The sequence below is a fragment of the Aequorivita lipolytica genome, assembly GCF_007997135.1.
GTDB classification, from domain to species: domain Bacteria; phylum Bacteroidota; class Bacteroidia; order Flavobacteriales; family Flavobacteriaceae; genus Aequorivita; species Aequorivita lipolytica.
On record NZ_VORU01000002.1, the window covers coordinates 211,825 to 231,071 of the forward strand.

18 protein-coding genes are annotated in these 19,247 nt (G+C 37.0%); 11 read left to right on the forward strand and 7 right to left on the reverse strand.

Features of this window, described 5'->3' with window-relative positions; all coding sequences use genetic code 11:
* The first annotated feature begins 72 nt into the window (after positions 1 to 72).
* On the forward strand, positions 73 to 1,869 hold the full coding sequence (lepA, locus tag ESV24_RS03460; protein ID WP_111815273.1) for a translation elongation factor 4: 1,797 nt from the start codon (positions 73 to 75) through the stop codon (positions 1,867 to 1,869).
* A 13-nt stretch (positions 1,870 to 1,882) separates the two neighbouring features.
* Here lepA and ESV24_RS03465 read toward each other — a convergent pair whose 3' ends face one another.
* Complete coding sequence (locus tag ESV24_RS03465) at positions 1,883 to 2,110, reverse strand: hypothetical protein (protein WP_146743138.1); 228 nt, start codon at positions 2,108 to 2,110, stop codon at positions 1,883 to 1,885.
* Between the two features lie 36 nt (positions 2,111 to 2,146).
* Positions 2,147 to 4,015, reverse strand: coding sequence for a cation:proton antiporter (locus ESV24_RS03470; protein WP_111815274.1), 1,869 nt, complete (start codon positions 4,013 to 4,015; stop codon positions 2,147 to 2,149).
* 138 nt (positions 4,016 to 4,153) lie between these two features.
* On the opposite strand from ESV24_RS03470, the gene ESV24_RS03475 reads away from it, so the two are divergent.
* From ESV24_RS03475 to ESV24_RS03485, 3 genes are read left to right on the forward strand one after another with little or no spacing between them, the layout of a single operon-like run.
* Positions 4,154 to 5,014 carry an MBL fold metallo-hydrolase gene (locus ESV24_RS03475; protein ID WP_111815275.1) on the forward strand — a complete coding sequence of 287 codons (861 nt, stop codon included), beginning with the start codon at positions 4,154 to 4,156 and terminating at the stop codon, positions 5,012 to 5,014.
* Between the two features lie 14 nt (positions 5,015 to 5,028).
* Positions 5,029 to 6,693: a S8 family peptidase gene (locus ESV24_RS03480; RefSeq protein ID WP_111815276.1), complete on the forward strand. Its 1,665-nt coding sequence runs from the start codon at positions 5,029 to 5,031 to the stop codon at positions 6,691 to 6,693.
* On the forward strand, positions 6,693 to 8,528 hold the full coding sequence (locus ESV24_RS03485) for a M1 family metallopeptidase (RefSeq protein ID WP_111815277.1): 1,836 nt from the start codon (positions 6,693 to 6,695) through the stop codon (positions 8,526 to 8,528). The genes ESV24_RS03480 and ESV24_RS03485 overlap by 1 nt, the downstream gene beginning before the upstream one ends.
* Before the next feature lie 35 nt (positions 8,529 to 8,563).
* On the opposite strand, the gene ESV24_RS03490 is transcribed toward ESV24_RS03485, so the two are convergent.
* Complete coding sequence (locus ESV24_RS03490; protein WP_111815278.1) at positions 8,564 to 9,166, reverse strand: transposase; 603 nt, start codon at positions 9,164 to 9,166, stop codon at positions 8,564 to 8,566.
* A gap of 182 nt (positions 9,167 to 9,348) precedes the next feature.
* Here ESV24_RS03490 and rnpA point away from each other — a divergent pair, with 182 nt between their 5' ends.
* The 6 genes from rnpA (at position 9,349) to ESV24_RS03520 (ending at position 14,122) form a co-directional block, all read left to right on the forward strand.
* A complete protein-coding gene (gene rnpA, locus ESV24_RS03495; RefSeq protein ID WP_111815279.1) occupies positions 9,349 to 9,714 on the forward strand; it encodes a ribonuclease P protein component in 366 nt (121 codons plus the stop codon).
* Positions 9,701 to 10,519, forward strand: coding sequence for a DUF4349 domain-containing protein (locus ESV24_RS03500; RefSeq protein ID WP_111815280.1), 819 nt, complete (start codon positions 9,701 to 9,703; stop codon positions 10,517 to 10,519). The genes rnpA and ESV24_RS03500 overlap by 14 nt, the downstream gene beginning before the upstream one ends.
* A gap of 79 nt (positions 10,520 to 10,598) precedes the next feature.
* Positions 10,599 to 12,221, forward strand: coding sequence for a S41 family peptidase (locus ESV24_RS03505; protein WP_111815281.1), 1,623 nt, complete (start codon positions 10,599 to 10,601; stop codon positions 12,219 to 12,221).
* Between the two features lie 40 nt (positions 12,222 to 12,261).
* Positions 12,262 to 12,852, forward strand: a complete 591-nt coding sequence (locus ESV24_RS03510) for a hypothetical protein (RefSeq protein WP_111815282.1) — start codon at positions 12,262 to 12,264, stop codon at positions 12,850 to 12,852.
* A 20-nt stretch (positions 12,853 to 12,872) separates the two neighbouring features.
* Positions 12,873 to 13,703 (forward strand): sterol desaturase family protein, encoded by an 831-nt coding sequence (locus ESV24_RS03515; protein WP_111815283.1) that lies wholly within the window; start codon positions 12,873 to 12,875, stop codon positions 13,701 to 13,703.
* A 47-nt stretch (positions 13,704 to 13,750) separates the two neighbouring features.
* A complete protein-coding gene (locus ESV24_RS03520; RefSeq protein ID WP_111815284.1) occupies positions 13,751 to 14,122 on the forward strand; it encodes a hypothetical protein in 372 nt (123 codons plus the stop codon).
* On the opposite strand, the gene ESV24_RS03525 is transcribed toward ESV24_RS03520, so the two are convergent.
* The 4 genes from ESV24_RS03525 to ESV24_RS03540 form a co-directional block, all read right to left on the reverse strand.
* Positions 14,112 to 14,552, reverse strand: a complete 441-nt coding sequence (locus tag ESV24_RS03525; RefSeq protein ID WP_111815285.1) for a GNAT family N-acetyltransferase — start codon at positions 14,550 to 14,552, stop codon at positions 14,112 to 14,114. The genes ESV24_RS03520 and ESV24_RS03525 overlap by 11 nt on opposite strands.
* Positions 14,553 to 14,665: 113 nt before the next feature.
* Positions 14,666 to 15,583 carry a cation diffusion facilitator family transporter gene (locus ESV24_RS03530; RefSeq protein ID WP_111815286.1) on the reverse strand — a complete coding sequence of 306 codons (918 nt, stop codon included), beginning with the start codon at positions 15,581 to 15,583 and terminating at the stop codon, positions 14,666 to 14,668.
* Between the two features lie 9 nt (positions 15,584 to 15,592).
* Complete coding sequence (rpiB, locus tag ESV24_RS03535) at positions 15,593 to 16,024, reverse strand: ribose 5-phosphate isomerase B (protein WP_111815287.1); 432 nt, start codon at positions 16,022 to 16,024, stop codon at positions 15,593 to 15,595.
* Positions 16,025 to 16,608: 584 nt separating this feature from the next.
* Positions 16,609 to 16,848 carry a DUF2007 domain-containing protein gene (locus ESV24_RS03540; protein WP_111815288.1) on the reverse strand — a complete coding sequence of 80 codons (240 nt, stop codon included), beginning with the start codon at positions 16,846 to 16,848 and terminating at the stop codon, positions 16,609 to 16,611.
* Positions 16,849 to 16,967: 119 nt separating this feature from the next.
* On the opposite strand from ESV24_RS03540, the gene rnr reads away from it, so the two are divergent.
* Positions 16,968 to 19,166 (forward strand): ribonuclease R, encoded by a 2,199-nt coding sequence (rnr, locus tag ESV24_RS03545; protein ID WP_111815289.1) that lies wholly within the window; start codon positions 16,968 to 16,970, stop codon positions 19,164 to 19,166.
* The last annotated feature ends 81 nt before the right edge of the window (positions 19,167 to 19,247 follow it).

A 19,247-nucleotide genomic window follows, 5' to 3' on the forward strand; every position in this document is an offset into this window, starting at 1 on the left:
TGTTTTAATCATAATATATATAATCACTCTTTTAATCTATATTTGCAACTTATAGCACGAGAAGGAATTTTTATGAAGAACATTCGCAATTTTTGCATTATCGCCCACATTGACCACGGAAAAAGCACCTTGGCAGATAGACTTTTAGATGCCACTGGTACCGTAACCGACCGCGAAAAACAGGCCCAATTGCTTGATACCATGGACTTGGAACGCGAGCGTGGCATAACAATAAAAAGTCATGCCATCCAAATGGAATATACTTACAAAGGAGAAAAATACATTCTCAATCTTATAGATACTCCTGGCCACGTAGATTTTTCATACGAAGTATCTCGTTCTATCGCCGCCTGCGAAGGTGCGTTACTTATTGTGGATGCCGCACAGAGCATACAGGCACAGACTATTTCAAACCTATATTTAGCGCTTGAAAACGACCTGGAAATCATTCCCGTACTGAACAAGGTAGATCTTCCTTCGGCAAACATAGAAGAAGTAACAGACGATATTGTTGATCTTTTAGGTTGCAAAGCGGAAGAGGTAATTCCTGCAAGCGCAAAAACAGGCGTTGGTATTGACGAGATTTTAAGTGCTATTATTGAGCGCATTCCGCCGCCAAAAGGTAATCCGGAGGAGTCGTTGCAAGCCTTGATTTTTGACTCTGTTTACAATCCTTTCCGTGGTGTTGAAACGTATTTTAGAGTTCTCAATGGCGAAATACGAAAAGGGCAGCACATCATGTTTATGGCTACCGGAAAAAGCTATTATGCAGATGAAGTGGGAACTTTGAAATTAAAACAACAGCCAAAAGACGTAGTAAAAACTGGCGATGTTGGTTATTTAATTACTGGTATAAAGGAGGCAAAAGAAGTAAAAGTAGGTGACACCATTACCGATTCCAAAAGCCCAACAGTAAATATGATTGAAGGCTTTGAAGATGTGAAGCCGATGGTTTTTGCAGGAATCTATCCTGTTGATACCGAAGAGTACGAAGAGCTTCGAAACTCAATGGAAAAATTGCAATTGAACGATGCTTCGTTGGTTTTTGCTCCGGAAAGTTCCATGGCACTCGGTTTCGGTTTTCGTTGCGGGTTTTTGGGAATGCTTCATCTTGAAATTATTCAGGAAAGACTTGAAAGAGAGTTTGATATGACGGTGATAACAACCGTTCCAAACGTTTCCTACCACGCCTTTAGCAATAAAGAGCCTGAAGTTCCAATTTTAGTAAACAACCCTTCAGATCTTCCAGATCCATCAAAAATAAACCGTGTTGAAGAGCCGTATATTAAAGCTACTATTATTACAAAATCAGACTATGTAGGTTCCGTAATGTCGCTTTGTATTGAAAAAAGAGGCGAAATCACTAATCAAACATACTTAACTACCGAAAGGGTTGAACTATCTTTTGATATGCCATTGGCAGAAATTGTTTTCGACTTTTATGATAGATTGAAAACCGTTTCAAAAGGATATGCGTCTTTTGATTATTCGCCTATTGGAATGCGAATGTCGCACCTTGTAAAAGTAGATGTACTATTAAACGGAAATATTGTAGATGCTCTTTCGGCCTTGCTGCACCGTGATAATGCTTTTGAAATTGGTAAGAAAATCTGCGAAAAGCTCCGCCAACTTATTCCGAGGCAACAGTTTGATATTCCGATTCAGGCGGCCATTGGTGCAAAAATTATTGCTCGTGAAACCGTAAAAGCACTTCGAAAAGACGTTACCGCAAAATGTTACGGGGGCGATATTTCGCGTAAGCGTAAACTTTTGGAAAAGCAGAAAAAAGGTAAAAAACGTATGCGCCAAGTAGGAAATGTTGAAATTCCGCAGGAAGCGTTTATGGCGGTGCTTAAATTGAACGATTAATCTTCATTTCGATTTAGTTGCCACAACTTGCACCAGCATCTTGAAGCCCTTGGATATAGGTATCATAGGGCGTCCCAGTATTTTGTCCGTTGACAGATGCATTTCCATTGCGTTCCTCGCAAACTTGAAAACTAGCTGTTTCAGGCGAAGAACAGTTGGTACAACTGATGCCATCATCCTTTTTACAGGAAAAGATAGACAGCGTGCAAATAATTGCTATAATAAAGGGAACTTTTTTCATTAAAAAGATTTCTAGGAAAACGGTTTTATTTCAAACTTATTTTTGCGCCTGCGCTTCATTTTCAGTTCTGGTGGCGTTTGCAACATCTTCAAAGTCCATTGGTTTACCCAAATAAATCAAGCTGCTGCCTTCCTCTACTTCCAGTTCTGAAGGAGCAGTTATTAAATCTAAAAATCCATCGGGACGTTTTAGGAAAAGTGGAATTGCGTTTTCGTTTTCATTTGTTATTCCAAGAACACGTAAAAATTGACTCTGGCTTGCAATAGGAATTTCCTGAATAGATGGAAAATCCTGAGCCACGCGGGTAAAACGTGTGTAATCGTGCGTATATGAAAATAATTCTTTAGCTGAAATTTTATGACGATTCTTCATTTCTTCTGAAGTCATTAATCTAAATGTTCCATTTTCTCCAAATAACTTTCCAAAGCGGCTAATGGCTTGTTTGTTTATTTCGTCACTGCCCGTCATTGCAAGTAAGTAACCAACGTCATTTAGTTCAATATTATCAGAAAGATCGTCTGAATAAATATTTGCGGTTATGGCATCAAGCCCAAGTTCCTTAGCTTTATTTACGTTCAACCTATTTGAGTCCAGCATCACAACGTGTCTGCCGCTTTTTTGAAGATAGGAAGCTATAAGTCTTGAAACTTTTGACGCACCCACTATTAAAATACCTTCAGATTTATTTAGAAATACCCCAACCATCGATGCAAATGCCCTGGCCGTTGTTGCATTCAGCAAAACCGTTACCAATACCACTGCAAATACTAAAGGTGTAATATATTCTGCTCCGGGCTCACCTTTTAAGACCAGCTTTGTGCCAAATAGCGAGGCAATACCAGCTGCAACAATACCTCTGGGGCCAACCCAACTTATAAATAATTTCTCATTTGTGGCGAGCGAAGATTTATAGGTGCTGAGAAAGACACCCAAGGGCCTTAAAACAAAAATTACGATGGCCATTAATATTGCGGTTTTCCAATTATAAACTAATAATAAATCATCTAAGCTTATATTGGCTGCCAAAAGAATAAATAAAATTGAAATTAATAGAACGCTCAAAGATTCTTTGAAATAAAGCAATTCCTTTAAGCTTGGTAGATCACTATTGCCCAAAAACATTCCCATAACTACTACGGAAAGTAAGCCAGACTCGTGCGCGAAAAGATCACTTTCCACAAAGATTAACAACACTACCGATAATGAAACAACATTAAGAAGGTAATGGGGTATCAATCTTTTTTTAATTGCGAAATACAGAGCATATCCGCCAGAAATCCCGAAAGCAAAACCTATTAAAATAATCTTCCCAAACTCTAGAATAGCCTGCTTGGTATAGCCGCTGTCGCCTTCTACACTTATAAATTCAAAAACCAATACAGCAACCAAAGCACCAATGGGGTCAATTAAAATACCTTCCCATTTCAGCACTGCCGAAACATCCTTTTTCAACGGAATATTTCTTAAAATAGGAGTTATTACCGTTGGGCCCGTAACAATTATTAAAGCCGCAAAGAGAAAAGAAATTTTCCAACTTAAACCGAAAACGTAATAGGCTGCAACACCTGCACCAAAAAAGGTGATGATCGAGCCCAAACTAATAAGCTTTACGATGACAGGGCCAACCTTAGAAATTTCACCACGCCTAAGCGTCAAACCACCCTCAAAAAGAATAATCCCAATAGCTAGGGAGACAAAATAGAAGAGATTATCTCCCGGAAATAGTCCTTTCCCGTTTTCATATATTGGCTGTATCCACTTAGTTCCGTCTTCAGAAATAAGAGTGGAAATTGGCCCTACAAAAAGGCCAATCAAAATTAGTGGTAAAATAGCAGGTATCTTAAATTTCCATGCGACCCATTGGGCCAAAATTCCTAAAATAATAATTCCTGCAAGTTCTAACATTCAGTCGGGGTTTTGGCAAATTAAAAACTTTTCGCTTCCAAGTAAAAATAATAATTTGTTAAAAATAGTATAATTAATTTATACTTCGCCTTTGTGAGTGTAACGCTTTTATTAATTTGCGGCTCATTCCCTATAATTATGCAATTATTCCCTATTGAAGCCGGAAATTTTAAACTAGATGGCGGCGCCATGTTTGGCGTTGTGCCTAAACCACTTTGGAACAGAACCAATCCGGCAGACGAAAACAATATGATCGACATTGCAGCGCGCTGTCTTCTTATTGAAAATGGAAATCGGTTAACGTTGATTGATACTGGAATGGGCGATAAACAAAGCGATAAGTTCTTTGGTTATTACTACCGCTGGGGAAACTATAATATTGATGATTCTCTTAAAAAATACGGTTTTCACAGAAATGATATTACCGATGTTTTTATGACGCATCTTCACTTTGACCATTGCGGCGGAAGTGTGCAATGGAACAAAGACCGAACAGGGTATGAGCCAGCTTTTAAAAATGCAACTTACTGGAGCAATAAAGAACACTGGCAGTGGGCTACGGAGCCGAATAGAAGGGAACAAGCATCTTTTTTAAAGGAAAATATTATGCCCATGCAGGAAAGCGGGCAGTTGAAGTTTGTTAATCAGCCAAGTTCAGATTTTGCAGAAGCCATCGAGCTTGACTTCGGAATTCTCTATGTTGACGGACATACCGACAAACAAATGATTCCTCATATAAATTATAAAGGAAAAACACTAGTCTTTATGGCAGATTTGCTTCCTACGGCTGGCCATTTACCACTTCCGTTTGTCATGGGTTATGACACACGCCCCTTGTTAACGCTTCCCGAAAAGGAGAAATTTCTGAACAAAGCTGCAGACAATAACTTCTATCTTTTTTTAGAGCACGACGCACACAACCCGATTATTACTGTAAAAAACACTGATAAAGGTGTTCGTCTAAACGAAACCTTTTCACTTAACGAATTTTTTAATTAACACTTATTTCAAAGATGAACATTTTTAAGATTACCCTTTTTTCAGTTGCAATGTCAACTGTTTTGGCAAGTTGCGGTGGCGCTGCAATTGTAGCCACCCCAATTCAAAATATTGATATTAACCCATTAAAAAATGCTCCACTCACAGATGCCCAACTTAAAAATTGGCCAGCGATGGATTTGGTAAAAGATACCGTTCCAGGAATGAGCGTGAACAAAGCATACAGCGAAATAATAAAAAAGCGCAAAGGCGAAACGGTAATCGTTGGTGTTATTGACAGCGGCGTTGATATTGATCACGAGGACCTTAAAAATGTAATTTGGACCAACCCCGGCGAAATTGCAGGCAACGGCATCGATGATGATAAAAATGGTTTTATTGACGATATACACGGATGGAATTTCTTAGGAGATATTGTAGGTGAAAACATGGAATACGTCCGTATCATCAGAAAATTGAAACCTAAATATGATGGTAAAAGTGAGTCTTCAATAAGTGCTGCAGATAGAAAAGAATTTGCGCTCTATCAAAAAGCAATGGCCGAATATGAAAAAGAATCTACTGATATAAACGCAAATAAAGGACGTTACAACCAAATCCTTTCACAATTGAAGCCAACGCACCAAGCAATGGTTAAAAAGCTTGGAAAAGAAAATTACACCAAGGAAGATTTGGCAAATATCAAAAATCCTTCTCCTGAAGAGCAGCAGCAAATAGCTATGCTCAGTCAAATGATGAATTTTGCCGACTCAGTGCCGGAAGTTATCAAAGAATTGGAAGGCGGTATTGAATATTTCAATGGAAGATTGGAAAACAATTTCAATATGACGAAAGATTTCCGCGGTATATTGGGCGACAATCCAGATGATATTACAGACAATATTTACGGCGACAATAACGTGGCCGGTCCAGACCCGACGAGAGAAAACGTAAAACACGGAACACACGTTGCTGGAATTATTGCAGCAGAGCGCAACAACGGTATCGGGATGGATGGTGTTGCAAAAAATGTGAAAATTATGGCCGTACGCGCCGTACCAGATGGCGATGAGTACGATAAAGACATTGCCTTGGCCATTCGTTATGCAGTAGATAATGGCGCAAAAGTGTTGAATACTAGCTTCGGAAAATATTACTCTCCACAAGCAGATTGGGTTTATGATGCTATTAAATACGCAGCCTCAAAAGATGTATTAATTGTGAATGCCGCAGGAAACGATGGCTTTGATTTGGACACTGTAAACGTTTATCCAAACGACCAAATTGACAACGGTTCTGAAATGGCAGATTCATTCTTGACCGTAGGCGCGCTTAACTTTGACTATGGGAGTGAATTGGTTGCAAACTTTTCAAACTATGGAAAAACAAACGTAGATGTTTTTGCACCGGGTGTTAAAATTTGGGCAACCACACCTTTAAATACCTATGAATATTTACAGGGAACCTCAATGGCCGCACCTGAAGTTGCTGGCGTTGCCGCAATGGTTCGTTCTTATTATCCAAACCTTTCTGCAAAACAAGTAAAGCAGATTTTGATGGATAGCGGTCTTTCAACAAATACAAAAGTTGTTTTGGGTGGCGAAACTTCCAACACAGAATCATTCTCAAATATTTCAAAATCAGGAAAAATGGTAAATATGTATAACGCCCTAATTATGGCTGATAAAATGTCTCAATAATGAAGCATATTTTAAACGGATTTTTTTTAACAGCAGTATTCTTTTCTGCCTTTGCGCAGAATAACAACAGCTATTGGCAACAGGAAGTTGATTATAAAATGAACGTTCAAATGGACGTGAAAACTTTTCAGTACAAAGGAACGCAGGAGTTGAAATACACGAACAATTCTCCCGATACTTTAAACAAGGTTTTCTATCATCTTTACTTCAACGCTTTTCAACCGGGAAGCGAAATGGACGTGCGTTCGCGCTCCATTGCAGATCCCGATAGCCGTGTGATGGACAGAATTTCGAAATTATTACCTTCTGAAATTGGTTACATAAAACCCACAATGTTCACCCAAGATAATACAACCGCCAAGTACACAATTAAAGGCACGGTGATGGAAGTAATGCTGAACAAACCCATTTTGCCAGGTGAAAGCACTGTTTTCAGTATGGAATGGGATGCCCAAGTGCCATCACAGATTCGGCGGTCGGGTAGAGAAAGTTCTGAAGGCGTTGCCCTAACTATGACGCAATGGTACCCAAAACTAGCTGAATATGATTTTGAAGGATGGCATGCCGATCCTTACATTGCTCGTGAATTTCACGGCGTATGGGGGGATTTTGACGTGACCATAACTATAGATGCAGATTACACAATTGGCGGAACAGGCTATCTTCAAAACCCAGCAGAAGTTGGCCATGGCTACACAATTCCCGGACAAAAGTGGATGAAGCCAGTAAAAGGCAAATACACTTGGCACTTTTTGGCGCCAGATGTGCACGATTTTGCTTGGGCTGCAGATGATGACTATATTCACGATACTTATCCAGGACCAAATGGAGTGACGCTTCATTTTTTCTACAAAGACAACCCTGAAATTGCAGAAAACTGGAAAAATCTACAACCCAAAACTGCCGAATTGATGGCCTTTTTTAATGAGCAAATAGGGGAATATCCATATGAGCAATACTCTGTGATACAAGGTGGCGACGGCGGAATGGAATATGCAATGAGTACTATGATAACCGGCGGTCGTGAGTTTGGAAGTTTAGTGGGCGTGACTGCTCATGAACTAGCACATTCATGGTTTCAGTTTGTTTTGGCTACCAATGAAAGCAAACACGAATGGATGGATGAAGGATTTACTTCATACATTTCAGATGAAGCTATGAATTATGTTATGAAGGAAGACAAGCCAAATCCACATGCCGGTTCATACCGAAGTTATTTATATATGGCAACAAGCGGAGCGGAGCAACCTCTTTCTACGCACGCAGACAGATACGCAAGCAACCGTGCCTATGGAGTAAATGCTTACAGTAAGGGTTCTGTATTTTTAACGCAATTGGGATACGTTATCGGGCCAGAAAATCTATCAAAAACTTTGAAGCGTTATTATTCAGATTTTAAATTTAAACACCCTACGCCAAATGATTTTATTCGCACTGCGGAAAAGGTTTCGGGTTTTGAATTGGATTGGTATTTAATGGATTGGACACAGACCACAAACACCATAGATTACGGAATTAAAACTGTTGAAAATGAAGAAGAAAACACAAAGGTGACTTTGGAAAGAATTGGTTTAATGCCAATGCCAATAGACCTTTACGTTACGTATGAAGATGATACGCAAGAGTTATTTTATATTCCTTTGCGAATGACGTGGGGTGAAAAACCAAATCCATTTACTGATCTAAAACGCATTGTTTTGGAAGATTGGGCCTGGGCATATCCAACCTATACTTTTGAAATAAAAAGCGGAAAAAAAATAAAAAATATGATGATTGATGCCACGCGAAGAATGGCAGATATAAATCCTGAGAATAATCTTTGGGAAGCTAAATAATATCGAACCCAATAGGCGCGCGATTCATCGCGCGCCTACATACTTAATCCCGAATCATTGTTTCTATCCCTCTCCCACATTTTTGGGTTGTTTGCTATATGGTCCTGAATTTTTATAAATGATTGTTGATTTCGTATAACGTGGTCATAAAATCTTGGTTGCCAACAAAATTTGGGATTAACTTTTCTACAATCAAATGTAGTTTTACCCTTAAACCAACGAACAGCGGTGGAAATATTTTGATACAACATTGGGTTGTTGCTACCAGTTATTCCACCCGTTTTCGTAGGCGCGCGATTTATCGCGCGCACATTATCATCAATCGGGCACACATTATCATCAATCGCGTGCTCATTACCATCATTGGTATCCCCACTGTACAAACCATCAATTATCAAAATTCCGTGCAAATGATTGGGCATAATCACAAAATCTGCAATTTTAATATTTCGAAATTGTTTATCGATATCCTGCCAATTTGTTTCGGCCACGGTTCCTATTTCATTCAAAAACATTTTACCGTTTTCAATTTTCCCAAATAAATATTCTTTATTTATAGTGCAAATGGTTATAAAATATAACCCTACATTAGAATAGTTCCATTCCTTCAATCTAAAAGAACCATCTTTGTGTTTCATTTAAACAGGTTTATTTTTAAAATAAATATAAGCCATTTTGTTAAATTTATCTCAGGAATCCAAAGTTTCAATACTGTTTCTGATTTTGACAGGATGAAACGAAATGGCGCGCGATGAATCGAAAAAAAGCGCGTGATGAATCGAAAAAGAGCGCGCGATGAATCGCGCGCCTACCAAATAATATGAACCAAAAATTTCCCAAAGCCGAAAAACTAAAAAGTTCCAAAACAATCGAAAAGTTGTTCCTGGAAGGAAAAACATATTCCAAATTTCCTTTAAAAGTATTTTTTCTTCCCAAAGAAAACATAGAAACCCACCGCGCTGCATTTGCAGTTCCAAAAAGAAATTTTAAATCTGCCGTAGACAGAAGCCGTGTAAAAAGACAGCTCCGTGAAGCATACCGTCTTCAAAAAGAATTGCTTGATGAAATTCACGGCAAGAACTTTGTAATGCTATTTCTTTTTTTAGGAAAAGTCAAACCGCAGTACGCCGAACTGGAAAAGGCAATAGTTGTTCTGCTTAAAAAATTACACGATGAAAATAGTTAGCGCTTTACTTTTATTGTATGTTTTGGGATGTTCCAACGGCGAGAGAGACAAAAAATACTTGGCAGATTCTTCAGTGGAAGAAATGGAAGTTGCCGAAGAAACAGGAATTAGACAATATCTTATTCCAGAAGCCACTCCAGAGGAACAGGAACAAAAAATCATCAAAACCGCCCGTTTGGCTTTTGAAACCAAGGATGTGGAAGCAACCCACAAGAAAATACTTCGGCTTGCTTCGCAATATAAAGGTTTGGTGCAGAGCGATAATAGCGGGAAAGACTACAACCGTATTTATAAAAATCTAACTGTTCGGATTCCTACTGAAAATTTTCAACCGTTTATTGACGGTATTTCCGAAGGTGTTGATTATTTCGACCAACGCAATATTTCTAGAGAGGACGTTTCCGAAGAATTTGTGGATTTGGAAGCGCGTTTAAAAGCAAAACGCATACTTGAAGAACGTTATCTTGAATTGCTTAAAAAAGCAAATAACGTAAAGGAAATGCTGGAAATTGAACGCGAACTTTCAAACATTCGCGAAGAAATTGAAGCAAAGCAGGGCCGTTTGCAGTATCTTCAAAGTCAGGTTTCAATGAGCACTGTAAATATTGAATTCTATAAAACCACCGCAGAAACCGGCATTACCCAATCCTATGGGCAAAAAATGAAAAATGCATTTCAAGGAGGATGGAACGGAATCTCAGTGTTTTTCTTGGGCATTTTATACCTTTGGCCATTATTCCTCGTTGCACTAATTACAGTTTTTGTTCTTCGTATATTTTTGAAGAATAGGAAAAAAAGAAATTAAAAAAGTTATTCATTTACTGATTTATTAAGTCTTAACCCTTAATAACTCAGTAACCAATAGCTCAATAACTTAAAAGAATATGAAAAAAAGAATCTTAATTCCCATCATCGCCATTGGTATATTTTTTACCACAGTAAGTTTCAAAAGTGATTTCTTCGAAATTGCAAAACAGATTGAAATATTCACCACTCTTTTCAAGGAATTGAATATGAATTACGTTGATGAAGTAACGCCCGCAACGCTTATGGACAAAGCCATAAAAGGAATGTTGGAAGATTTGGATCCATACACCGTTTACTGGAATGAACAGCAAGTTGAGGATGCTAAAATCAACAATTCTGGTATTTATACAGGAATTGGAGCCTCGGCCCGAAGCGAAAAAGACAAAATAATTATTGTTGAACCTTATAAAGATTATCCAGCCGATAAAGCTGGATTAAAAGCCGGCGACGAAATAATACAGATAGGAAACGTAACCATCGCTAATTTGGAGGATGAAGCAGGCAATCTTTTAAAAGGCGCACCTGGCTCAACAGTTGATGTAACCTTCAAAAGACAGGGGAAAACAGAAACCGTTACAATCACTCGCGGAGCGGTGGAGCTTAAAGCGGTTCCTTTTTATAAATTAATTAATAATGATATTGGCTACATCGTGCTTTCGCAATTCAACAGCAAAACCACTATCGAAACCAAAGCTGCCCTAGTTGATTTGAAGTCGCAGGGAGCCAAAAAACTAATTTTAGATTTACGTGGAAATCCAGGCGGATTGCTGAATGAGGCCATAAATGTGGTAAATCTTTTTGTTGATAAAGGCGAAGTAATTACGACTACAAAATCGGTCATTGAAAAATACAACCAAACCTATAAGACCAAAAGCGACCCCGTTGATAAAGAAATTCCACTAGTAGTTCTGGTAAACGGAAGAAGTGCCTCAGCCAGCGAAATTGTTTCCGGCGGCTTACAGGATTTGGATCGTGCAGTAATTGTGGGCGCCCGAAGTTTCGGGAAAGGACTAGTTCAACGCCCAAAAAAGTTGACTTACGGAACGCAACTTAAAGTTACCATTTCGCGCTATTACACTCCCAGCGGCCGTTGTATTCAAGCCTTGGATTATTGGCACCGCGATGAAAACGGAGATGCCGTCCGGAAAGATGCAAAGGAATACAACGCTTTCAAAACCAAAGGCGGAAGAACGGTTTATGACGGTGGTGGAATTCTTCCAGACGTGCAATTGGAGTCTGCAGTTTACAGCCCAATTACAACAGCTTTGCTGAAAGACAACGCTATTTTTGACTACGCCACAAAATACTACTACAGCCACCAAATGGCAGATTGGAAAAACTTTAAATTCGGGGAAGCAGATTTTCAGGATTTTATCAAGTTTTTGAAAGACAACAATTTTGAATACGAAACCGAGACAGAAAAAAAGTTTGCCGAAGGTTTAAAAATTTCTGAAGATGAGGATATGAGCAAAGATATTTCCGCCAGTTACAACCAACTTATGGCAGCAATTGACACTACCAAAGACAAAGCTATTGTTGATAAAAAAGTAGAAATAGAATCGTTATTGATGGATGAAATTTTGAAGCGTTACTTTTATCGTGAAGGATTGTATAATTATCAAATTGAGCACAATCCGGAGATTTTGGAGGCGGTATCGGTTTTGAATGATGCTGGCAGATATCGGAAGATTTTGAAGTAAATTTTTATTAAGCCCTATATTCTTTTTAAATAAAATTAAAATGGAAATAAAATTTCTTGATATTATTATAATTGCTTTTTCATTTGCGGCTATAGTAATTTCAATTTTATCTTTCTTTCAAAACCGAAATCTTAACAAAAGGCAATTACGAATTGAGAAATTAGAAGAAATGCTTGAAATAATCCATATTTTATATGGTAATTATCAATATTTTGCAAATGCTTATCTATTTAAACAACGCGTTTTAAACGAAGATGTAAAGGATGACATAAAAGAAAAATATATTATACAAATAAAAGAATTACTTGAAATTACAAACGAAATTACATTAAGAAATAAACTTGCTAGACTTTTTGTTTTAAATAATTCATATTTACCTAAAGCTCTATTAAAAGATAAAATAGGGGTTTTTATAACTGTTTATACTTCTATAGCTGAAAATACCATCACTCAAAGTGATAAGTTACATTATTTATCTTTTAAAAGTTTTCCGCAAAGTTGGGAATTTTCAGACTTTACCAGAGAATTACAAAATGAAATTATTGAAGAGATGAAATTAGGTTATAAAAATAATATTGAAGATAAAAATAACTTTGAAAAAATGTTTAAGAAACGTTATAATTTAGATTAAGAAATCTGATACTTAAACCAATGCAATACTTCCTAACCTTCTTCGAAACAATGCCGGTTTGGATGAAAGCTGGATGGATTTTTTTTGTGCTCAGCATTTTCTGGATTTTTGAAGGGTATTACAAGCTCGTTTTTGCCAAATACAACAAATGGCGGCACGCAAAAACCAATCTAATTCTGCTGGTTTTTGTGATGTTGATAAACGTAGTTTTCGGAATTGCAACTGTGGGAATATTTCTTTGGTTAAGCGATTCAAACTTTGGTTTGCTTCCGCTCATTAATGTACCTATTTGGCTGGAATTACTGCTTTCCATTCTAGTTTTAGATTTAATTGCGCAGTATTTTGTGCATTATCTGCTTCATAAAGTACAGTGGATGTGGCGGCTGCACACCGTGCACCATTCAGATAAAAATGTGGATGTAACCACAGGAACCCGTCACCATCCTTTCGATTTTATCATTCGGGAAACCTTTGCGTTAATTGCGGTAGTAATTATGGGAATGCCGATTGCTTTCTATCTTTTTTATAGAATTTTGAGCGTGCTATTCACCTATTTCACCCACGCTAATATTTCCCTTCCGAAGCAATTAGACAAAGCGCTAAGCTATGTAATTGTCACTCCGAATATGCACAAATTTCACCACCATTATCAAATGCCGTGGACGGACAGTAATTTCGGAAATATGTTTTCCATTTGGGATCGTTTGTTCGGGACGTTTGTGTACGCAGATACTTCAAAAATAAAATATGGATTGGACATTGCCGATCATATAAATGATGAAAACATTTTGAACCAACTCCATTTACCCTTCAATAAAACAGTTCGTTACAGGAAGAAATTTGACAGTTAACAAAACCTTAACCGCCTGTTTATCAATGATATTGTATTTTAGCACTTATGGTACAATCAGAAAGAGACGAAAATAAGGAGATTCTTAAGGAATCTGTGGCCTATTTAGAGAACCGGGGTTTTGAACACATTCAGGCTGATGTGGAAGGTTATGAAACTCCAAAATCCTATTACAAAAAAGATAGTGATGTTGTAATTACTCCAGACATAGTAGCAGAACGTGCTGGAATAAAGCATTATTTCGAAATCAGTCTAAAATCTGAAAAACCACGATTACTAAAATCAAAGTGGCAGTTTTTAGATACTTTGACGCGAATGAGAAATCAACGCTTTAAAATAATTACCCGTCGTGGTCATTATAAATTTACAGATGAAATGCTGAAAGACCTTAATTTGGAAAAAAATCTTATTAAGCTCTAACCATCGCAATGTGAGGAATACCATCCTCTAAGTAACGGTCGCCAAAAGTTTTAAATCCATGGCTTTCGTAGAAAATAACTAAATATATTTGAGCCGATATCTTTATGGTATCGGCTTTATATTTTGTTTTAACTGCCTCAATGGAAGCTTTGGTAATTTCGTGGCCATAACCAAGTTTTCGGTAGTTTTCCCGTACTAAAATCCTTCCTATGGATGCTTCATCAAAATAATCCCCCGCTTGAAAGCAGCGCGTATAAGCAACTAAAATATCATTTTCCCAGCCCATAACGTGTAGCGCGCGCTCATCCTTTCCATCAATATCCTGATATACGCAATCCTGCTCCACTACAAATACTTCGCTTCGCAATTGCAAGGCTTTATAAAGTTCTTTCGAACTTAATTCCTCAAAATTCTTTACTTCAATTTCCATAGTTTTTTCAAATAAATAATTCAGAATGTATAATGATAAGCTGATTTTTAAAACATTAAAAATTTAGTCTTATGTCTTATATCTTTCAGCAAAGCGGTCTTACATCTTACTAATCAATCTTGAACAATAATATCTTTTGGATCGTCCTTTTGGTGTTCGGGTTGAATAGTTACGTGGTTTATTCCGAAGTCATGAAAAAGTAATTCTTCAACCTTTGTTAACACGGTATCAAATTGTGAAAGGGTTACGTCTTCATAAAAATCTACATGAGCCTCCAGATGGGTTTCCTGTTCGTTAAGCTGCCAAATGTGCATATGGTGTACGTTCTTTATTTCGGGAATTTTACATAGTGCATCGTTAATTACCTCCAAACTTATATCATCTGGCGTAAAAAGCATCAAAACCTTAAAAGAACTTTTCAGTAAACTGTAACCCATAACCAGTAAATAAAGTGCTATTAAAACAGTCAACAGGCTATCTACCCAAAACCATTGGTAATATTTCATCAACAATCCACCAATTAAAACAGCCACAGATGCAGCCATATCAGTAATTAAATGAAGATATGCAGAGCGCATATTCATGTTGCTTTTTGAATCTTTAAAAAGCAATAAAACACTAAAACCGTTGAAGAAAATTCCCAAGATCGCCAGCCAAATAACCATACCACTTTCAATGGCCTGTGGATTGAAAAAACGCAAAATAGCTTCGTAAATAAGATAAATTGCAACCACAATTAAAGTGGCAGAATTCACAAAAGCAGCAATTATTTCGGCACGCTTGTAACCGAAAGTTTTTTCAACAGAAGCATCTTTTTTTGAATATCTATCAGCAATATAACTCACCACCAATGAAAGTACATCACTAAAATTGTGGAGCGCATCTGAAAGTAACGACAAACTCCCAGAAATCACACCACCCATTGCCTGTGCAACGGTGATACCTATATTCAAAAGAATGGAAAGCAAAAGCTTTCTTCCTTTCAAATCAGGTTGTGAATGGTTATGGGAATGTACGTGGTTGTGAGCCATCTTAAAAAATTATGAACAAGCTATTTTTTCAACGCGATATTGATGGCGGCCACCTTCAAATTCAGTTTTAAGAAAAGTTTTTACCATTTCAACAGCCTGTGCTTTACTTGTGAAACGTGCTGGAATACTCAGAATGTTCGCATTGTTGTGTTGGCGGGCAAGTTCAGTAATTTCTTTGGTCCAGCATAGTGCGGAACGTACCTTTTGGTGTTTATTTGCAGTCATATTTGCGCCGTTTCCGCTACCGCAGATTATAATTCCAAAATCTACTTTTTGGTTTTCAACATCGTTTGCAACCGGATGAACAAAATCTGGATAATCAACACTTGACTCACTATCGGTTCCATGGTTAATAACAGTATGACCTTCTTTTTCTAAATAAGAAACGATTTCAAATTTATACTCAGTACCCGCGTGATCGTTGCCAATGGAAATTTTCATGATTTTATTTTTTTTCAAAGATAAAACATCGTCTTTTTATATAAGTAGAATTAAAAGTATAATTATACAGACGTTAGTATTGAGTAAAGCTTGAAAATCAATTGATAACGATTTCTTAACGGTCAGGTCATTATATAGTTAACAACATTGTTGATATTTGTTCACGGAATTAGGACAAGTAATATTGCGAGTGTAAAGATTATTTACAATAGGTTTTAAATTTTCAGGAAACCAAAAATTTAAGTCTTTTTTTACTTGCTAGTTGTTACTAAAAATTTTCGCCTTTCAAACAATGTCTCGTAAAAAACTTGTTAGCTTTGAAATGTGAAAAGACGTTATTCACAGTTGTTCATTACTCATGCTATTTCATTATTTTCAAGGCCTTTAAATCTTAAATATATGTTAACAACCTCTTATTAAAAGGCAATAAATTTATTTCAACACATATCCTCAAAAAGTTATTGTACATATTAACACCCTATAATCATCACCATTTTTCTTTTAAAAATTTATAAAAAACCAAATGATGTATAATTATATGTTGATAACAATAAAATTGAGAAAATGATTTGTTTTGAAACTGGTCAAACAATTTTTAAATTAGAAGGATGATCTAGATTTTTTATGATTTCTATAGCCTGCTCTACATCCTCAATATGTACTTGAAGCCTAATCCCGCCAATAGCGTTGGAGTAGAATGGAAAAACACTTATCATTGTTTCATTCTGAAAAAAGTAACGAATTTCCTCTTGGTCAAACAAAAGCTGAAGCACCGCATATTCTGCAGGATAAGAAAAAATAGCTATGGTTTTAAAATGTTTCATTGTTATTTTACGGTGGTTGAGCGAAGTTGAAACTACTCATTCTAAGGTACTAAAACTTTACTAATGTGAACACATCATTCTTTAAGAAGTAGTACATTTACGCAATTACAAAAATAACTATGCCAAAAAATAAAAGAAAAAAGAATACCAATAAAATTGAAAATCTTTCCCAAACTATACTGAACATTCTTCGGAAAGATCATTCACAAGCTTTCAACTACAAACAAATTGCCGCAAAATTACAACTGGACGACCCCAGCAGCAGGAACCAAATAGTGAAAAAACTTAAGGATCTGCAGGGAAAAGGAACTATTCAAGAAATTGAACGTGGCAAATATATTCTTACCCCTTCACAAAATTATTATACAGGAAAAGTAGATATAGCAGGCCGTGGCCAAGGTTATATTATTGTCGAGGATTTAGAGGATGACATTTATGTGAGTAGCAAGAATCTAAACAAAGCTTTGAACGGCGATATTGTTGAAGTTTATGTTTTCAAAAGAAAAAAAGGTGGGAAGACCGAAGGTGAAATAACAAAAATTATAGAAAGAAAACGAACTGAATTTGTAGGTACCATACAAGTGCAGGAAAACTTTGCATTTGTTGACGTTACCGATTATAAAATGTACACAGATATTTTTGTTCCGAAGAATAAAATAAACGGTGCCAAAAACGGAGAAAAAGTATTGGTAGCCATGGAAGACTGGCCAGAAAAAGCAGATTCTCCTTTCGGAAGCGTTATCAAAGTACTTGGAATGCCGGGTGAACATAATACTGAAATACATTCCATTCTGGCACAATACGGTCTTCCGTATGAATTTCCGCAAGAAGTGGAAGACTATGCTAATAAAATTGATACTTCTATAAAAACTTCAGAAATTAAAAAGCGCCGCGATATGCGAAAAGCGCTAACATTTACAATAGATCCAAAAGATGCAAAAGATTTTGATGATGCCCTTTCTTTTGAAAAAATGGAGAACGGAAACTATGAAATAGGAATCCATATTGCAGATGTTTCACATTACCTAACTCCCGGAAACGAGCTTGATGATGAAGCCTACGAACGCGCAACCTCGGTCTATTTGGTAGATAGAGTAGTGCCGATGCTTCCGGAAATTCTTTCAAATAACGCTTGTTCGCTTCGTCCAAACGAAGAAAAATACACTTTTTCCGCAGTCTTCGAAATGAATCAAAAAGCAGAAGTAGTAAAACAGTGGTTTGGAAAAACAGTAACCTATAGCGATGCACGTTTTGCTTATGAAGAAGCACAGCACGTTATTGAGAATCCTAAAGAGGAAACACATATAATGCCTTCTAATATTTCAATTACAGATAAGGAATACACTGTTAAACCAGAAATTGCGGATGCTATTTTAGAAATGGATCGTTTAGCGAAAACATTACGAACTAAACGTATGCGAGCTGGCGCTATTTCTTTCGATAAAGTGGAAGTAAAATTTATTCTCGATGAAAAAAGTAATCCTGAAGGCGTCTATTTTAAAGAAAGCAAAGACGCAAATAAAATGATCGAGGAATTCATGCTTTTGGCAAACCGGAGTGTTGCTGAATTCATTGGAAAACAACAACCGAAAAAGACTTTCGTTTACCGTGTTCACGATGAACCGGATGATGAAAAGATTGCCGCTTTGGAAAATATAATCAAGCGCTTTGGTTACAAATTGAATACTAAAGACCGTCATTCCACGGCAACTTCAATGAACAAACTTTTAAAGGATGTTCATGGTAAAAAAGAACAAAACCTGATAGATACCCTTGCCATACGTAGTATGAGCAAAGCAATGTACACCACACACAACATCGGCCATTATGGTTTGGCGTTTGATTATTATACACATTTCACTTCACCAATTCGTCGTTATCCCGATGTAATGGTACATCGCCTCTTGCAGCACTATCTAGACAATGGAAAATCTGCCAAGGAAGAAGAATACGAAGAAAAATGTGGACATAGTAGCGATATGGAAAGTTTAGCTACTAATGCAGAGCGCGATAGTATAAAGTATATGCAAGTAAAGTATATGCAGGATCATCAAGACGAAGAATTTTTGGGTGTAATATCTGGTGTAACCGAATGGGGAATCTATGTAGAAATTATGTCGAATAAATGTGAAGGAATGATCCGTTTACAGGATTTGAATGACGATCGCTACGAATTTGATAAAGATGAATACGCAGTAATAGGCCAGCGAACCAAGAAAGTCTATCAACTTGGTGATGAAATTTATGTAAAGGTGAAGAATGCTGATTTAGTTAAAAAACATTTAGATTTTACAATGATCGGTCACCAAAAAGATTAAAATAACTAAAGTTTTAGACGTATGAAATGGCAATATGTAAATGTCAAATCAACGCATAATGGATATTTTGTGCATTCCGAC